Origin of the sequence: Streptomyces sp. Ru62 (assembly GCF_002920615.1) — a bacterium.
Lineage (GTDB): Bacteria > Actinomycetota > Actinomycetes > Streptomycetales > Streptomycetaceae > Streptomyces.
On sequence record NZ_PQSU01000004.1, the window covers coordinates 150,414 to 167,381 of the forward strand.

Sequence of the window (16,968 nt, forward strand, 5' to 3'; positions counted from 1 at the left end):
GGGGCGGCAGGCGGCGGGGACGGCCGGCCGGGGAGGCCGCGCCGGTTCAGTTGACGTTGACCGCGCTCCAGGCGGCGGCCACCGCGTTGTACTCGGTGCTGCCCGCGCCGTAGAGGTCCTTGGCCGCGTTGAGGGTGGCCGTGCGCGCCCCCGCGTAGTTGGTCGAGGAGGTCATGTAGACCGTCAGCGCCCGGTACCAGATCTTGCCGACCTTGTCCCGGCCGATGCCGGTGACCGTCGAGCCGTTGTACGTCGGCGAGTCGTAGCCGACGCCGTTGACGGTCTTGGCGCCGCTGCCCTCGGCGAGCAGGTAGGCGAAGTGGTTGGCTACGCCCGAGGAGTAGTGGACGTCCAGGTTCCCGACCGACGAGCTCCAGTAGTCGGCCGAACTCCCGTCCTTGGAGGGCTTGTCCATGAAGCGCAGGGCCGCCTTGCCGAAGCCGGGCTTCACGATCTTCTCGCCGATGAGGTAGTCACCGGTGTCGGAGGAGTTGTTCGCGTACCACTCCACCATCGTGCCGAGGATGTCGGAGGTGGCCTCGTTCAGCCCGCCGGACTCGCCCGAGTAGGTCAGCGCGGCGGTCTTGGACGTCACGCCGTGGGTCATCTCGTGCCCGGCGACGTCCAGGGCGACCAGCGGCCCGAAGGTGGTGCCGTCACCGTCGCCGTAGGTCATGCAGAAGCAACTGTCGTCCCAGAAGGCGTTGTTGTAGTTGCTGCCGTAGTGGACGCGGTTGTACGAGCCCTTGCCGTCGCCCGCTATGCCGTTGCGGCCGTGGACGTTCTTGTAGTAGTCCCAGGTCTCGTTGGTGCCGTACTGGGCGTCGACGGCGGCCGAGGCGCGGTCCGCGGTGGTGCCCGAGCCCCAGTGGTTGTCGGCGTCCGTGAACAGGGTCGCGGGGGCCCGGCTGAAGCAGATGCCGAAGATGCACAGGTCGGTCTTGCCCTCGGCGTCACCGGTGTAGGTGTTGCCCCGCGTCGGGTCCTTGAGCTGGTACGACGTCCCCGACTGGGTCGTCTCCAGCGGCACCGTGCCGCTGTAGAGCGCCTTGCCGTCGCCGGTGGCCGTCTCGATGCTGTCCCAGGCGTCGATCTGCGCGCCGGTGCGCGCGTCGGTCAGCACCGTCCGGGCGACGGGGTTGCCGAGCGAGTCCAGGCCGGCCGCGTCGGTGCGCCAGGCCAGCTTCGGGCTGCCGTGCAGGGCGTCGACCACCAGTACCGGCTTGGCCTTGGCCTGCTTCAGCGTCGTGCCGGGGTTGGCCGCCCGCAGGGCGCTCACCGCGAGACCGGCGGCCCTGGGGCCGGAGACCCGCGGGGTGACGGAGGGCACGGAGATCGCCTGCCGGGTGGCGCGGTCGGCGCCGCGGTAGGCGCCGTCGGGGGCGAGGTGGACGACGAAGTCGCCGCCCAGCACCGGGATCTGACGGTAGGTGCGGTCGTAGCGGACGTGCTGGGTGCCGTCCTTGTCCACGACCACGTCCCGGACGCTGGTGTCCTGGGGCGCGGTGAGGCCCAGGGACGCGGCGTGGGCCAGGAGGGCCGAGGCCGCGTTCTCGACCGCGGTGGCCCGGGTCGGCCGGGCGTCGGCGTGGGCGGCGGGGGAGAGGCTGACGGCCAGCAGGGTCGCGGTGGTCAGGGCGACACCGGCGGTGGCTGTGCGGCGGGTTCCTCGGACGTGCTGCCGTATCCGGCTCATCTGTCTCCTCGGGGAGGCGCCAGGCTGGGAGTGGGGGTGGCGCTGACGTGTCACCGAGATTTAAGTGGGCATGACATGTCATGTCCATAGCGCGTTCATGGATCTTCGGGGAGATGTGTGGGGAGCCGGCGAGGGTCCAGAATCGTTTCCGTGATCGCCGAGGACCCCCGCCCCCTGCCCTTCTTCGTCTACGGCACACTCCGCCCCGGCGAGGCCAACCACGACCTCTACCTGCGCGGCCGCACCCTCGCCGAGGAACCGGCCCGCCTCACCGGCGCCGTGCTGTACGACGGACCCGGCTACCCCTACGCCGTCGAGGAGCCCGGCGGAACCGTGCGCGGGGAACTGGTGACCGCCCGGCCCGAGGCGTACGAGGAACTGCTGGCCGCACTGGACCGGCTGGAGGAGTACGTACCGGGCGACCCCCGCAACCTCTACGAACGCCTCGCCCGGGACACCGTACGCACCGCCGGCGGCACCGTGAGGGCCTGGGTCTACCTGGCCGCCCCGCGCGTCGCCGCCCGGCTGCGCGCCACCGGCACCCGCATCACGGACGGCGACTGGCTCTCCCGCCGCTGAGTCAGGTGAGCAGGGTGACCCCCTCGGGCACCTCGATGCCGAACTCCTCCTCCACCACGCGCCGCGCCTGGGCCTCCTCGGTCAGCGTGCGCCCGGTCACCGTGCCGTCGGCGAGCGTCTCGGTCAACCGCGCGCCGTCCAGGGAGAGATGGCGATCGGCGGTGGTGCGCTGCAGGTAGGGGCGGCGGGTGAAGGGGGAGCGGGGGTGGGTGCCGACGAACCAGTTGAACACCTCCAGGTCGGGCGCGGCGAACGGCTCCTGGGTGAACGCGTACTGACCGGCCCACGCCCCTTCGCCCGGGCCGCCCCGGGGGTCGTGGACCTGCAGCTCCCACAGCTCCAGCGGCCCGTCGTGCGGCAGCCGCACCAGCCGGTGCCGGCGGCCGGCGCCCTCGAACTCGGTTCCGGTCACCAGCGGCACCGGCAGCAGCAGCGCGCCGGGCGCGCCGAAGCCGACGTCCGCCAGGTACGGCAGCGGCTCGCCCGCCACCTCGACCCGGAGCATCGCGTGCGTCCGGGGCCGGCTCTCCGGTGTCCGCGCGCCCACCACCACCCGGCCGGCCAGCTGGGCCACCCGGAAACCGAGCGCCTCCAGCGCCAGCCGGAGCAGGATGTTGTGCTCGTAGCAGTAGCCGCCGCGCCTGCCGTGGATCATCTTGGCCATCAGGTCGGCGGGCGCGAGGGAGGGAGCCGTGCCCCGCACCGGGTCCAGGTTCTCGAAGGGCAGCGACAGCGCGTGCGCCAGGTGCACCCCGCGCAGGGTGGCCAGGTCGGCCCGCCGCTCGCCCTTGAAGCCGATGCGGTCGAGATAGGCGTCGAGGTCGTACGCCTCGCTCTGCTCGGTCAGGTCGGTGTCGGACATACCCCGAACCTATGCGAGCGCCGCCGCCCGTGCCGCGTCCGGCGGACCGGACCCGGCTAGTCCGCTGGGCCCAGGACCTCCACCCGTACCGCGCACGACTTGAACTCGGGCATCCGGGAGGTCGGGTCCAGGGCCGGGTTGGTGAGCGTGTTGGCGCGGCCCTCGCCCGGCCAGTGGAAGGGCATGAAGACGGTGTCCGGCCGGATGGCACCGGTGATCCGCGCGGGCGCCACGGCCCGGCCGCGCCGGGACACCACCGCCACCGGGTCGCCGTCGGCCGCCCCCAGCCGGGCCGCGAGCCGCGGGTGCAGCTCCACGAACGGCCCGGGGGCCGCCGCGTTCAGCTCCGCCACGCGCCGGGTCTGCGCCCCCGACTGGTACTGCGACACCACCCGCCCGGTGGTCAGCAGCAGCGGGTACTCGGCGTCCGGTTCCTCGGCCGTGGCCCGGTGCACCACGGGCACGAACCGGGCCCGGCCGTCCGGGGTGGCGAAACGGTCGAGGAAGAGACGCGGGGTGCCGGGGTGGGGGGAACCCTCAGTCCCGTCAGAGCCGTCAGCACCGTCAGAACCGTCAGTCCCGTCAGAACCATCAGTCCCACCGGAACCAGACCCCTCGGTCCCACCGGAACCCTCCGTCCCGCCCGACCCCTCCGGGCACGGCCAGAAGACGCCGTTCTCCTCGGCCAGGCGGCGGTAGGTGATGCCGGAGTAGTCCGCGGGGCCGCCGGCGCTCGCGCGGCGGAGTTCCTCGAAGACCTCCTCCGGATCGGCCGGGAAGCCCTTCTCCACCCCGAGACGGTCGGCCAGCTCGTGCAGGACGTACAGGTCGCTGCGGACGTGCGGCGGGGGAGTGACGGCCCGGCGGCGCAGCAGCACACGGCCCTCCAGGCTGGTCGTCGTGCCCGTCTCCTCCGCCCACTGGGTCACCGGCAGCACGACGTCCGCCAGCTCCGCCGTCTCCGACAGGACGACGTCGGCCACCGCGAGGAAGTCCAGCGAGCGCAGGCGCCGCTCGATGTGGGCCGCGCGCGGGGCCGACACCACCGGGTTGGAGCCCATCAGCAGCAGCGCCCGGACGTCCGTGCCGAGGGCGTCGAGGAGTTCGTACGCGCTGCGCCCGGGACCCGGCAGGCTGTCCGGGTCCACGCCCCACACCCCGGCCACGTGCCGCCGCGCCGCCGGGTCGTCCAGCTTGCGGTAGCCGGGCAACTGGTCGGCCTTCTGCCCGTGTTCGCGTCCGCCCTGCCCGTTGCCCTGCCCGGTCAGACAGCCGTACCCGGAGAAGGGGCGGCCCGCACGGCCGGTCGCCAGGCACAGGTTGATCCAGGCGCCCACCGTGTCCGTGCCCTTGGACTGCTGCTCCGGTCCGCGCGCGGTCAGCACCATCGCGGCCTCCGGCTCGCAGAACATCCGTACGGCCTCGCGGAGTTGCGGCACCGGCACCCCGGTGATCCGCTCCACGTACTCCGGCCAGTGCGCCATCGCCGCGGCCCGGGCCTCCTCCCAGCCGGTGGTCCGCTCCCGGATGTACTCCTCGTCCGTGCGTCCCTCGGCCACCACCAGGTGCAGCAGGCCCAGGGCGAGGGCGAGATCGGTGCCGGGCCGGGGGGCGAGGTGCAGGTCGGCCTGCTCGGCGGTCCTCGTCCGGCGCGGGTCGACGACGATCAGCGTGCCGCCGTTCTCCCGCAGCTCCGTGAAGAACCGCAGCGACGGCGGCATGGTCTCCGCCAGGTTGGACCCGACGAGGACCACACACCCGGTCCTCGGGATGTCCTCCAGCGGGAACGGCAGTCCCCGGTCCAGGCCGAACGCCCTCGTACCGGCCGCCGCCGCCGACGACATGCAGAACCGGCCGTTGTAGTCGATCTGCGAGGTGCCCAGCACCACCCGGGCGAACTTGCCGAGCGCGTACGCCTTCTCGTTGGTCAGCCCGCCCCCGCCGAACACCCCCAGCGCGTCGGCGCCGTACCGCTCCCGCGTCGCCCCGAGCCGCTCGGCGATCCGGTCCAGCGCCTCGGGCCAGCTCGCCTCCACCAGCCGGCCGCCGTCGCGCACCAGCGGCGCGGTCAGCCGTACCGCGGGCGACAGCACCTCGGCCGCCGTACGGCCCTTGCCGCACAGCGCACCCCGGTTCACGGGGAAGTCCGCGCGTTCGGTGACCTCGACGCCCCCCTGGGGCAGGGGCGTGATGTTCATCCCGCACTGCAGGGCGCAGTACGGGCAGTGGGTGGGCGTCGAGGTGTTCTCCATGCCGCCCAGCGTGCGTCGCACGTGTTACGGCCCCGGGTCGCCTCCGGTTACACGCCCGGCACGGCGACCTCCCCGCGCCGGCCGGCCGGCCGTGAGGCCGCGGTCACCGCGCGGCGGCCAGGGCCCGCGCCACCCCCGGTTCCTTCCGCCCCAGGAACCGCGGATCCGGCTGGAAGACGGCGTCCAGTGCCGCCTTGCCCGCCGCGAACACCTCGCGCGTCCCGCCGTAGTACCAGGTCGCGTCGTGCTCCGCGTCCACCCCGACCCCGTACGACGCCACCCCCGCCGCCTCGCACAGGGCCACCGCCCGCCGGATGTGGAAGCCCTGGCTGATCAGCACCGCCCGGTCCACCCCGAAGATCTTCTTCGCCCGGACACAGGAGTCCCAGGTGTCGAACCCGGCGTAGTCGCTGACGATCCGCGCGTCCGGCACCCCGTGCCGCGTGAGGTAGGCGCGCATGGCGTCGGGCTCGTCGTAGTCCTTGCGGCTGTTGTCCCCGGTGACCAGTACCACCTCGATCCGCCCCGCCCGGTACAGCGTGGCCGCCGCGTCCAGCCGGTGCGCGAGGTACGGCGACGGCTCCCCGTGCTTCCACAGCCCCGCCCCGAACACCACCGCGACCTCGGTGCGCGGCACGTCCGCCGTCGTCCGCAGCCGGTCCGCCGTCGACACGTACAGCCAGGTGGACGGCAGCAGCGCCAGCACACACCCGGCCATCACGGCCTGCACCAGCCGCCGCTGCCCGGCCCGCGTGCGCGGCCATCGCGGTCGACGGATCCTCATACGGCCCCCCTGTGATCGCTCCCGACCATGGAGGACGCCACCGGCGCCGTCCCGGTTCACCTCACATCGGACATCCGTACGAGGTGAACGCGCGGAAAATACCCGTGACGGCCACGCAACGGGCGCGCAACGTCCCGCGGTCAGGATCGTTCCATGACGGCGTCGATCCCCCTCCGCACCAGCAGCCGGCTCGTCCCCCCGCTCGGCCGCCGCCGCCCGGCCCCGCCGGCCCTCGTGCTGGTCGCCCACGGCAGCCGGAACCCCCGGGCCCTCACCACCGTACGGGCCCTCATGGACCGGGTCCGCGCGCTGCGCCCCGGCCTCCCGGTCCACCTCGGCCACATCGAGCTGAACGAGCCCCTGCTCCCCGACACCCTCGCCGCCCTCGGTGACACCTCGGCCGTCCTGGTCCCGCTCCTCCTCGCCCGCGGCTACCACGTCAAGCAGGACATCCCCGAGATGGCGGCGGCCTCACCGGTACGCGCGCACATGGCCACCCCGCTCGGCCCCCACCCCCTCCTCGCCGAGGCCCTGCACGCCCGTCTGCTGGAGGCCGGCTGGCCGGCGGCCATGGACGACGCCGCCGGCCGTGGGACCGCGGTCGTCCTCGCCGCGGCCGGTTCCCGCGACCCCGACTCGGCCACGGACACCCGGCACACGGCCCGCCTCCTCTCCGCCCGCCTGGGCGTCCCGGTGCTCCCCGCGTACGCCTCGGCGGCGACCCCGACGGTTCCGACGGCTCTGCGTGCCCTGGCGGCAAGGGGCCGCCACCGAGTGGCGGTGGCGTCCTGTTTCACGGCCCCTGGCCGCTTCGCGACCCAGTGCGCGGGGGCGGCGCCGTGGATCGCTTCGGCACCCCTGGGCGCCCACGAGGCGATGGCGCGCCTGGTCCTGCACCGCTACGACCAGAGCCTGTCCACCCGGTCGACCGAAGCAGCGTGAGGGGCGCGGGGCCGTATCGATGTGCGGCTCCGCCGCGGGGGCGCGGTCGACCACGACGGACCCGCGGCCGCCCCACAACAGAATCCGGCAGGCGATTGGGCTTACTGTCGACCCATGGAAGGCACCGCACTCTCCACGGCATACGACCCGACGTCAGTCGAGCGCTGGGCCCCCGAACCCGACAAACGCCCGGGCCGCACAGCCTTCCAACGCGACCGCGCCCGCATCCTCCACTCCGCCGCCCTGCGCCGCCTCGCGGACAAGACGCAGGTGGTCACCCCGGGGACGCACGACCAGGCCTGGGACCCCAGCCCCCGCACCCGCCTCACCCACTCCCTCGAATGCGCCCAGGTCGGCCGGGAGCTGGGCGCCGCCCTCGGCTGTGACCCCGACCTGGTCGAGGCGGCCTGTCTCGCCCACGACCTCGGTCATCCCCCCTTCGGTCACAACGGCGAGACCGCGCTGAACGAGTTCGCCGACGACTGTGGCGGCTTCGAGGGCAACGCCCAGTCCCTCAGGCTCCTCACCCGCATCGAGCCCAAACGGTTCACCCCCGAGGGTTCCGTCGGCCTGAACCTGACCCGCGCCACCCTGGACGCCGCCACCAAGTACCCGTGGCAGCGCGGCACCCACCCCACCGACCCGGCGTCGCGGAAGTTCGGCGTGTACGAGGACGACCGCCCGGTGTTCGACTGGGTCAGACGCCATGCCCCCGGCACCCGTACCTGCTTCGAGGCGCAGGTCATGGACTGGTCGGACGACGTCGCCTACTCGGTGCACGACGTCGAGGACGGCCTGCACGCCGGCCACATCGACCCCAACTGCCTGCACGCCGAGCCGGAACGGCGGGCGGTCTTCGAGGTCGCCATCGGCCGGTACGTCCCCGTGGACACCGACCCCGCCGAACTCGCCGCCGCGCTGGACCGCCTCCAGGACGAGGAGTGGTGGCCGCACGGCTACGACGGCACGGCGGTCGCCCAGGCCCGTCTGAAGGACGCCACCAGTCAGCTCATCGGCCGGTTCTGCCTGGCCGCCGAGGCCGCCACCCGCGCCGCGTACGGCGCCGGCCCGCTCACCCGGTACGACGCCGAACTCGTCGTACCCCGGGCCACCCGCATGGAGTGCGCGGTGCTCAAGGCGGTCGCGGACCGGTACGTGATGCAGCGCGCGGAGCAGGAGCGGCTGCGCGCCGACCAGCGGGTCATCGTCGCCGAGCTGGCCGAGGCGCTGACCGCCCGCGCGCCCGAGGGCCTGGACCCCCAGTTCCGGGCGCTGTTCGACGCGGCGGACGACGACCGGGCGCGCAAGCGGGTGATCGTGGACCAGATCGCCTCCCTGACCGACGCCTCGGCCCTCTCACTGCACGCGAGACTTACGGGGCATATGTGAGGGGAACATGACCCTCCGTGCCCTGATCGGGTCACACCCTCTTCCCGCAGCACGCCGTGTGCGGGACGCTCGCATGTGGCGGCACCCCTACGAGGAGGCATCAAGTGGTCGACGCGGATCAGACATTCGTCATCGTGGGAGGCGGTCTCGCCGGCGCCAAGGCGGCCGAGACGCTCCGGGCGGAGGGCTTCACCGGCCGCGTGATACTGATCTGCGACGAACGCGACCACCCCTACGAGCGCCCGCCGCTGTCCAAGGGCTATCTGCTCGGCAAGGAGGAGCGGGACAGCGTCTTCGTGCACGAGCCCGCCTGGTACGCGCGCAACGACGTCGAGCTGCACCTCGGCCAGACCGTGGACCGGATCGACCGCGCGGCCAGGACGGTCCGCTTCGGTGACGACGGCACGATCGTCCGCTACGACAAACTGCTGCTGGTCACCGGTGCCGAGCCGCGCCGCCTGGACATCCCCGGCACCGACCTGGCGGGCGTCCACCACCTGCGCCGTCTCGCGCACGCCGAACGCCTCAAGGGCGTCCTGCAGCACCTCGGCCGGGACAACGGGCACCTGGTGATCGCGGGCGCCGGCTGGATCGGCCTGGAGGTCGCGGCGGCGGCCCGGAGCTACGGCGCGGAGGTCACGGTGATCGAACCGGCGCCGACCCCGCTGCACGGTGTGCTCGGCCCCGAGCTGGGCAACGTCTTCGCCGAGCTGCACCGCGAACACGGCGTCCGCTTCCACTTCGGCGTGCGGCTCACCGAGATCGTCGGCCAGGACGGCGTGGTCCTCGCGGCCCGCACGGACGACGGCGAGGAGCACCCGGCGCACGACGTCCTCGCGGCGATCGGCGCGGCACCCCGGGTCGCCCTCGCGGAGGCGGCCGGCCTGGAGATCGCCGACCGGGCGCACGGCGGCGGCATCGTCGTCGACGAACGGCTGCGCACCTCCGACCCCGACATCTACGCGGCCGGCGACGTGGCGTCCTTCCCGCTCGCCCTGTTCGACACCCGGCTGCGCGTCGAGCACTGGGCGAACGCGCTGAACGGCGGCCCGGCGGCGGCACGCGCGATGCTCGGCGAGGAGGCGGCCTACGACCGTGTGCCGTACTTCTTCACCGACCAGTACGACCTGGGCATGGAGTACAGCGGATGGGCTCCGCCGGGGTCCTACGACGAGGTGGTGATCCGGGGCGACGCCGGGAAGCGCGAGTTCATCGCGTTCTGGGTGAAGGAGGGACGCGTGCTGGCCGGGATGAACGTGAACGTGTGGGATGTCACAGAGCCGATCCAGAAGCTGATCCGTTCCCGGGCCCAGGTGAACACCGAGGCGCTCTCCGACCCGCACGTACCCCTCGACAGCCTCGCCCCATGACCTCCGCGAGCACCGGGACTGTCACCGCACCCCCGTAGAATTCACGCGTGGCAGGACGGATCAACGACGAGGACGTGAAGGCGGTACGGGACGCGGTCCCGATCGACGCCGTGGTCTCCGAGTACCTCCAGCTGCGCAACGCGGGCGGCGGCAACCTCAAGGGCCTGTGCCCGTTCCACGACGAGAAGTCGCCGTCCTTCCAGGTCAGCCCCAGCAAGGGTCTCTTCCACTGCTTCGGCTGCCAGGAGGGCGGCGACACCATCACCTTCGTGATGAAGGTGGACCACCTCTCCTTCTCGGAGGCGGTGGAGCGGCTGGCCGCGCAGGCCGGCATCACGCTGCGGTACGAGGAGGGCGGGTACAACCCGGCCCACCAGCGCGGTGAGCGCATCCGCCTGGTCGAGGCCCACAAGATCGCCGCCCAGTGGTACGCCGAGCAGCTCGCCACCAGCCCCGAGGCCGAGACCGGCCGGGTCTTCCTCGCCGAGCGCGGCTTCGACCAGGCCGCCGCCGTCCACTTCGGCGTCGGCTACAGCCCCCAGGGCTGGGACCACCTCACCCGCTACCTGCGCGGCAAGGGCTTCACCGACAAGGAGCTGATCCTCTCCGGCCTCGCCCAGGAGGGCCGCAGGGGACCCATCGACCGGTTCCGGGGCCGGCTGATGTGGCCCATCCGGGACATCGGCGGCGACGTCGTCGGCTTCGGCGCCCGCAAGCTGTACGAGGCGGACAACGGCCCGAAGTACCTCAACACCCCCGACACGCCGATCTACCGCAAGAGCCAGGTGCTGTACGGCATCGACCTGGCGAAGAAGGAGATCGCGAAGAGCAGCCGCGCGGTGGTGGTCGAGGGCTACACCGACGTCATGGCCTGCCACCTCGCCGGAGTGACCACCGCGATCGCGACCTGCGGTACGGCGTTCGGCGGCGACCACATCAAGATCCTGCGCCGTCTCCTCATGGACAACGGCTCGGCCCGGGTGATCTTCACCTTCGACGGCGACGCGGCCGGGCAGAAGGCCGCCCTGCGCGCCTTCGAGGACGACCAGAAGTTCGCCGCCGAGACGTACATCGCCATCGCGCCGGACGGCATGGACCCGTGCGAACTGCGCCTCGCCAAGGGCGACGAGGCGGTGGCGGACCTGGTCGAACCGCGCACGCCCCTCTTCGAGTTCGCGCTCCGCCAGATCGTGAGCCGTTACGACCTGGACACCCCGGCGGGCCGCGCGGCGGCGCTGGACGAGGCCGCGCCGATCGTCGCCCGGATCAAGAACAGCGGCGCCCAGCACGAGGTCGCCGTCGAGCTGGCCGGCATGCTCGGCATCCTCGACACCCAGTTCGTGGTCCGCCGGGTGGCGCAGCTCGCCCGCTGGGCCCGCGAGGGCAAGGGTGCCCAGCAGCAGGACCGGCGCCGCCCGGCCGACCGCCAGTGGACCGAGGCGCCCCGCCCCGCGAACTCCGGGCCGGCCCTCACCCTGCGCAACCCGGTCTTCGCCGCCGAACGCGAACTGCTCAAGCTCGCCCTCCAGCGCCCCGAACTGGTCTCCCCGGCCTTCGACGCCTACGGCGTGGACGAGTTCACCGCCCCGCCGTACGCCGCCGTGCGCCAGGCCATCGCGGAGGCGGGCGGCGCCGAGTACGGCGTGCCCGACCCGCAGGAGTACCTGGTCCGCGTCCGCGAGGCCGCGCCCGACGACACCGTGCGCGCGATGGTCACGGAGCTTGCCGTCGAGCCGATCCTGCGCCGCACGGTGGACGAGACGTACGCCGGCACGGTCCTCGTCCAGATCCGCCGCCGCGCCGTCGAGCGCCGCATCCGCGACATCCAGTCCCAGATGACCCGCCTCTCCACCGCCGGCGACCCGGCCCGGCTGGCCGCCGTACAGAACGAGCTGTGGATCCTCCAGCAGTACGACCAGGCGTTGCGCGAGCGGGGCGCGGAGGCGCTGTAGCGGCGGCTACTGCCCGGGTGGCGTGATGGCGAAGTGGGTCAGCGAGCCGCCGCCGGCCGCAGTTGCCAATCGCATAGTCCGACGAGACGAGTAACCGACCGGTGACGGACCGGACGCAAAAAGTCACCGCACGCCCCTCGTGGCGGGCTTGTGTCGTACTCCACACTGGGGGCGGTGCCCGAGCCTCGGAGCGCACGCTGCCGCACACCTTCAGCAGCGATCATCCTGGAGGTCGCCCCCGTGCAGACCCAGACCCTCACCCAGACCGACGACAGCACCAGCGCCACCGGCATCACCGCGGACGAGCCGGACGCGGAGGCGGACGTCCTCGCGGCCGTGCCCCCGCAGAGCCGTGCCGGCCTGCATCCCGAGGCGGAGCCGCCCGCCGACGCGCTCGTGGACGAACCCGAGGAACCCGTCGAGGTCCCGGCCGTCGCCCGGGTCGAATCCGGCGGCCCCTCCGCCGACCTGTTCCGCCAGTACCTGCGCGAGATCGGCCGCATCCCGCTGCTCACCGCCGCCGAGGAGGTGGAACTGGCCCGCCGGGTGGAGGCCGGCCTGTTCGCGGAGGAGAAGCTCGGCAACACCCCCGACCTGGACAGCGAACTCGCGCTGGACCTGGACCGGCTCGTCGTCATGGGCCGCATGGCCAAGCGCCGGCTCATCGAGGCGAACCTGCGGCTCGTCGTCTCCGTGGCCAAGAGGTACGTCGGCCGCGGCCTGACCATGCTCGACCTCGTCCAGGAGGGCAACCTCGGGCTCATCCGGGCCGTGGAGAAGTTCGACTACGCGCGCGGCTACAAGTTCTCCACCTACGCCACCTGGTGGATCCGGCAGGCCATGTCCCGGGCGCTCGCCGACCAGGCCCGCACCATCCGGGTCCCGGTCCATGTCGTCGAGCTGATCAACCGGGTCGTGCGGGTCCAGCGGCGGATGCTCCAGGAGCGCGGCCACGAGCCGACGGCGGAGGAGGTCGGCGCCCATCTGGACCTGCCGCCCGAACGGGTCGGCGAGGTGCTGCGGCTCGCCCAGGAGCCGGTGTCGCTGCACGCCCCGGTCGGCGAGGAGGACGACGTCGCCCTCGGCGACCTCATCGAGGACGGCGACGCGACGAGCCCCGTCGAGTCCGCCGCCTTCCTGCTGCTGCGCGAGCACCTGGAGGCGGTGCTGTCCACGCTCGGAGAGCGCGAGCGGAAGGTCGTCCAGCTCCGGTACGGCCTGGTCGACGGCCGCCCGCGCACCCTGGAGGAGATAGGCCGCATCTTCGGCGTGACCCGCGAACGGATACGGCAGATCGAGTCCAAGACGCTGAACAAGCTCCGGGACCACGCGTTCGCGGACCAGCTCAGGGGCTATCTGGACTGAGGCGGGGCCGCCCCGAGGAGCGGCCCCGCCCGTCCCCTAGTCCACCTCGGCGACCGCTTGGGCGAACTGGGCCTTGTACAGCCGGGCGTAGGCCCCGTCCGCGGCCAGCAGCTCCTCGTGCGCGCCCTGCTCGACGATGGACCCGTTCTCCATCACGAGGATGGTGTCCGCGTCCCGGATGGTCGACAGCCGGTGCGCGATCACGAACGACGTGCGGCCTGCCGCCAGTTTGGCCATCGCCTTCTGGATCAGCACCTCCGTGCGTGTGTCCACGGAACTCGTCGCCTCGTCCAGCACCAGGATCACCGGATCGGACAGGAACGCCCGGGCGATGGTGATGAGCTGCTTCTCACCGGCGCTGACGCCCGTGCCCTCGTCGTCGATCACGGTGTCGTAGCCGTCGGGCAGGGTGCGGATGAAGCGGTCCGCGTGGGCCGCCCGGGCCGCCTCCTCGATCTCCCCGCGCGTGACCTCGCGCGAGGCGCCGTACGCGATGTTCTCGGCGATGCTGCCGCCGAACAGCCAGGTGTCCTGGAGCACCATGCCGATCCCGGACCGCAGCTCGTCCCGGGTCATCCTCCGGATGTCGACCCCGTCCAGGGTGATCCGGCCGCCGGAGACGTCGTAGAACCGCATCAGCAGGTTGACCAGCGTGGTCTTGCCGGCGCCGGTCGGGCCGACGATCGCCACCGTGTGCCCCGGTTCCACCGTGAGCGACAGGTCCTCGATCAGCGGCTTCTCGGGGTCGTACCGGAACGACACGTGCTCCAGACGCACCCGCCCGCGCAGCTCCTCGGGCCGCTCGCCCGGCACCGGATCCGCCTCCTGCTCCTCCGCGTCCAGGAGTTCGAAGATCCGCTCGGCCGAGGCGACACCGGACTGCACCAGGTTCGCCATCGACGCGACCTGCGTCAGCGGCATGGAGAACTGCCGCGAGTACTGGATGAAGGCCTGCACATCGCCGATGGACAGGGCACCGGACGCGACCCGCAGCCCGCCGACGACCGCCACCAGCACGTAGTTCAGGTTCGACACGAACATCATCAGCGGCTGCATGACACCGCTGTGGAACTGCGCCTTGAACGCGGCCTGGTACAGCGCCTCGTTCTGCTCGGCGAACTGCTGGGCCGACTCATCCTGCCGCCCGAACACCTTCACCAGGGTGTGCCCGGTGTACATCTCCTCGATGTGCGCGTTCAGTTGGCCGGTGGTGCGCCACTGCTGCACGAAGTGCGGCTGCGAACGCTTGCCGACCCGGGTGGCGACCACGAACGACAGCGGTACGGTGACCAGCGCGACCAGCGCAAGCAGCCAGGACACCCAGAACATCACCACGAGCACACCGACGATGGTCAGCACCGAGTTGATGAGCTGGCCCATCGACTGCTGGAGCGTCTGCCCGATGTTGTCGATGTCGTTGGTCGCCCGGGACAGCACCTCACCGCGCTGGCGCTTGTCGAAGTACGACAGCGGCAGCCGCGACAGCTTCGCCTGCACGTCCTGGCGCAGCCGGTACATCGTGCGGTTCACGGCCCGGTTGACCAGCCGCGTCGCGACCGCCATCAGCAGGCCGGCGACCAGGAACACACCGAGCGCGAGCAGCAGGACGTGCCCGACGGCGTCGAAGTCGATGCCCTTGCCGGGCGTGAAGTCGGTGCCCCCCAGCACGTCCGCGATGCGGCCCTGACCGCGCTCGCGCAGGGAGTCGAGGACCTGCTCCTTGGTGGCACCGGCCGGGAACCGCCGGCCGACGATGCCCGCGAACACCAGGTCGGTGGCCCGGCCGAGGATCTTCGGGCCGATCACGCTCAGACCCACGCTGATGACCACGCACAGCAGCAGGCAGTAGATCGTGAGGCGTTCCGGTCTGAACTGGGCGACGAGCCGTTTGCCCGACCCCTTGAAGTCCATCGAGCGCTGGTCGGGGCCGCCCCCGGCCATCATGCGTCCCATGGGCCCGGCCATCAGGCGGCCTCCGCTTCCGTCAGCTGGGAGAGCACGATCTCCCGGTAGGTCTCGTTGGATGCCATCAGCTCGGCGTGCCGGCCGGAACCGACCACCCGGCCCTCGTCCAGCACGATGATCCGGTCCGCGTCCCGGATGGTCGCCACCCGCTGGGCGACGATCACGACGGTCGCCTCGGCGGTCTCCCGGGCGAGCGCGGCGCGCAGGGCCGCGTCCGTCGCGTAGTCCAGCGCGGAGAAGGAGTCGTCGAAGAGGTAGATCTCCGGGCGCTGCACCAGCGTGCGGGCGATGGCGAGCCGCTGCCGCTGGCCACCGGAGACGTTGGTGCCTCCCTGCGCGATCGGCGCGTCCAGGCCGCCCTCCAGCTTCCGCACGAAGTCCTTGGCCTGCGCCACCTCCAGCGCGTGCCACAGCTCCTCGTCCGTGGCGTCCGGATTGCCGTACCGCAGATTGGTCGCCACGGTGCCCGCGAACAGGTACGGCTTCTGCGGCACGAGCCCGACCGTCCGGGCGAGCAGCTGCGGCTCGACCTCGCGCACGTCCACGCCGTCCACCAGGACCTCGCCCTCGGTGGCGTCGAACAGCCGGGGAACGAGACCCAGCAGGGTCGACTTGCCGCTGCCGGTGGAGCCGATCACGGCGGTCGTCCGCCCCGGCCGGGCCACCAGGTCGATGGACCTGAGCACCGGCTCCTCGGCACCCGGGTAGCGGAAGCCGGCGCCCCGGATCTCCAGGTGCCCGTGCGCCCGCAGCTCGGTGACGGGGGCCGCCGGCGGTACGACGCTGGACTCGGTCTCCAGGACGTCCTGGATGCGCTCGGCGCACACCTCCGCGCGCGGCACCATCATGAACATGAAGGTGGCCATCATCACGGACATGACGATCTGCATCAGATAGGCGAGGAACGCGGTGAGGTCACCGATGGCCATCCCGCCGCTGTCGATGCGGTGGGCGCCGAACCACACGACCGCGATGGACGACAGGTTCACCACCGTCATGACGATCGGGAACATCAGGGCCAGCAGCCGGCCGGTGGCCAGCTGCATGTCGGTCAGCTCGCCGTTGGCCTTCCCGAACCGGCCCTGCTCGTACTCGTCGCGGACGAAGGCGCGGATCACCCGGTTGCCGGTGATCTGCTCGCGCAGCACCCGGTTCACCGTGTCCAGCCGGACCTGCATCGCGCGGAACAGCGGGCGCAGCCGGCGCACGATGAGCGTCACCGAGACGCCGAGCACGGGCACCACCGCGACCAGTACCCCGGACAGCGGTACGTCCAGACCGAGGGCGAGCACGATGCCGCCCACGCACATGATGGGTGCCGACACCATCAGGGTGAACGTCATCAGGACCAGCATCTGGACCTGCTGCACGTCGTTCGTCGTACGGGTGATGAGCGAGGGCGCCCCGAAGTGACCCACCTCACGCGCGGAGAAGGACTGGACCCGGTCGAAGACGGCACCGCGCACGTCCCTGCCGAGAGCGGAGGCGGTCCGGGCGCCGTAGTACACGGCACCGATGTTGCACCCCACCTGCACCAGCGAGATGCCGATCATCAGGGCACCGAAGGACAGGATGTAATCGGTGTCCCCCTTCACGACACCGTTGTCGATGATGTCCGCGTTCAGAGTGGGCAGGTAGAGGGTGGCGCAGGTCTGCAGGAACTGCAGCACCACCAGCAGGGCGATGGGTTTCTTGTAGGGCCTGAGACAGGTCCGCAGAAGTCGTATGAGCACGCTACGTCTCTCGGAGTCGGCGACAGGGGCTTGGTCGGTTGCCCTTGGCCCCTATCGTCGGACACTCCACCGGCGTTAC

The 16,968-nt window shown here is 72.1% G+C and carries 12 protein-coding genes; 6 read left to right on the top strand and 6 right to left on the bottom strand.

Annotation, left to right across the window (positions count from 1 at the left end; translation table 11 throughout):
- Positions 1-46: 46 nt before the first annotated feature.
- A complete protein-coding gene (locus tag C3492_RS46620; protein WP_103810843.1) occupies positions 47-1,696 on the bottom strand; it encodes a M4 family metallopeptidase in 1,650 nt (549 codons plus the stop codon).
- Between the two features lie 150 nt (positions 1,697-1,846).
- Between C3492_RS46620 and C3492_RS06920 the strand changes: the two genes are divergently transcribed.
- A complete protein-coding gene (locus tag C3492_RS06920; RefSeq protein WP_103810844.1) occupies positions 1,847-2,275 on the top strand; it encodes a gamma-glutamylcyclotransferase in 429 nt (142 codons plus the stop codon).
- Position 2,276: 1 nt separating this feature from the next.
- Here the strand turns inward: C3492_RS06920 and C3492_RS06925 are convergent, their stop codons facing one another.
- The 3 genes from C3492_RS06925 to C3492_RS06935 form a co-directional block, all read right to left on the bottom strand.
- The gene (locus tag C3492_RS06925) at positions 2,277-3,137 is read right to left on the bottom strand and encodes an arylamine N-acetyltransferase (protein ID WP_103810845.1); all 861 of its coding nucleotides are present in this window, start codon (positions 3,135-3,137) and stop codon (positions 2,277-2,279) included.
- Positions 3,138-3,193: 56 nt separating this feature from the next.
- Entirely contained in the window at positions 3,194-5,389 is a 2,196-nt protein-coding gene (locus C3492_RS06930; protein WP_103811039.1) for a molybdopterin oxidoreductase family protein, read from the bottom strand.
- A gap of 103 nt (positions 5,390-5,492) precedes the next feature.
- Positions 5,493-6,173 carry a vancomycin high temperature exclusion protein gene (locus tag C3492_RS06935; RefSeq protein WP_103810846.1) on the bottom strand — a complete coding sequence of 227 codons (681 nt, stop codon included), beginning with the start codon at positions 6,171-6,173 and terminating at the stop codon, positions 5,493-5,495.
- Between the two features lie 153 nt (positions 6,174-6,326).
- Here C3492_RS06935 and C3492_RS06940 point away from each other — a divergent pair, with 153 nt between their 5' ends.
- The 5 genes from C3492_RS06940 to C3492_RS06960 all read left to right on the top strand — a co-directional run bounded on the left by C3492_RS06940 (position 6,327) and on the right by C3492_RS06960 (position 13,191).
- Positions 6,327-7,115 (top strand): sirohydrochlorin chelatase, encoded by a 789-nt coding sequence (locus tag C3492_RS06940; RefSeq protein WP_103810847.1) that lies wholly within the window; start codon positions 6,327-6,329, stop codon positions 7,113-7,115.
- 114 nt (positions 7,116-7,229) lie between these two features.
- A complete protein-coding gene (locus C3492_RS06945) occupies positions 7,230-8,504 on the top strand; it encodes a deoxyguanosinetriphosphate triphosphohydrolase (RefSeq protein ID WP_103810848.1) in 1,275 nt (424 codons plus the stop codon).
- A gap of 104 nt (positions 8,505-8,608) precedes the next feature.
- Complete coding sequence (locus C3492_RS06950; protein WP_103810849.1) at positions 8,609-9,874, top strand: NAD(P)/FAD-dependent oxidoreductase; 1,266 nt, start codon at positions 8,609-8,611, stop codon at positions 9,872-9,874.
- Positions 9,875-9,921: 47 nt separating this feature from the next.
- Positions 9,922-11,826 carry a DNA primase gene (gene dnaG, locus C3492_RS06955; protein ID WP_103810850.1) on the top strand — a complete coding sequence of 635 codons (1,905 nt, stop codon included), beginning with the start codon at positions 9,922-9,924 and terminating at the stop codon, positions 11,824-11,826.
- A 165-nt stretch (positions 11,827-11,991) separates the two neighbouring features.
- Complete coding sequence (locus C3492_RS06960; RefSeq protein ID WP_374938331.1) at positions 11,992-13,191, top strand: RNA polymerase sigma factor; 1,200 nt, start codon at positions 11,992-11,994, stop codon at positions 13,189-13,191.
- A 36-nt stretch (positions 13,192-13,227) separates the two neighbouring features.
- Here C3492_RS06960 and C3492_RS06965 read toward each other — a convergent pair whose 3' ends face one another.
- Both C3492_RS06965 and C3492_RS06970 read right to left on the bottom strand, forming a co-directional pair.
- Positions 13,228-15,156 (bottom strand): ABC transporter ATP-binding protein, encoded by a 1,929-nt coding sequence (locus C3492_RS06965; protein ID WP_103810852.1) that lies wholly within the window; start codon positions 15,154-15,156, stop codon positions 13,228-13,230.
- Entirely contained in the window at positions 15,156-16,889 is a 1,734-nt protein-coding gene (locus tag C3492_RS06970) for an ABC transporter ATP-binding protein (RefSeq protein ID WP_103810853.1), read from the bottom strand. Before C3492_RS06970 ends, C3492_RS06965 begins: the two co-directional genes overlap by 1 nt.
- Positions 16,890-16,968 lie beyond the last annotated feature (79 nt).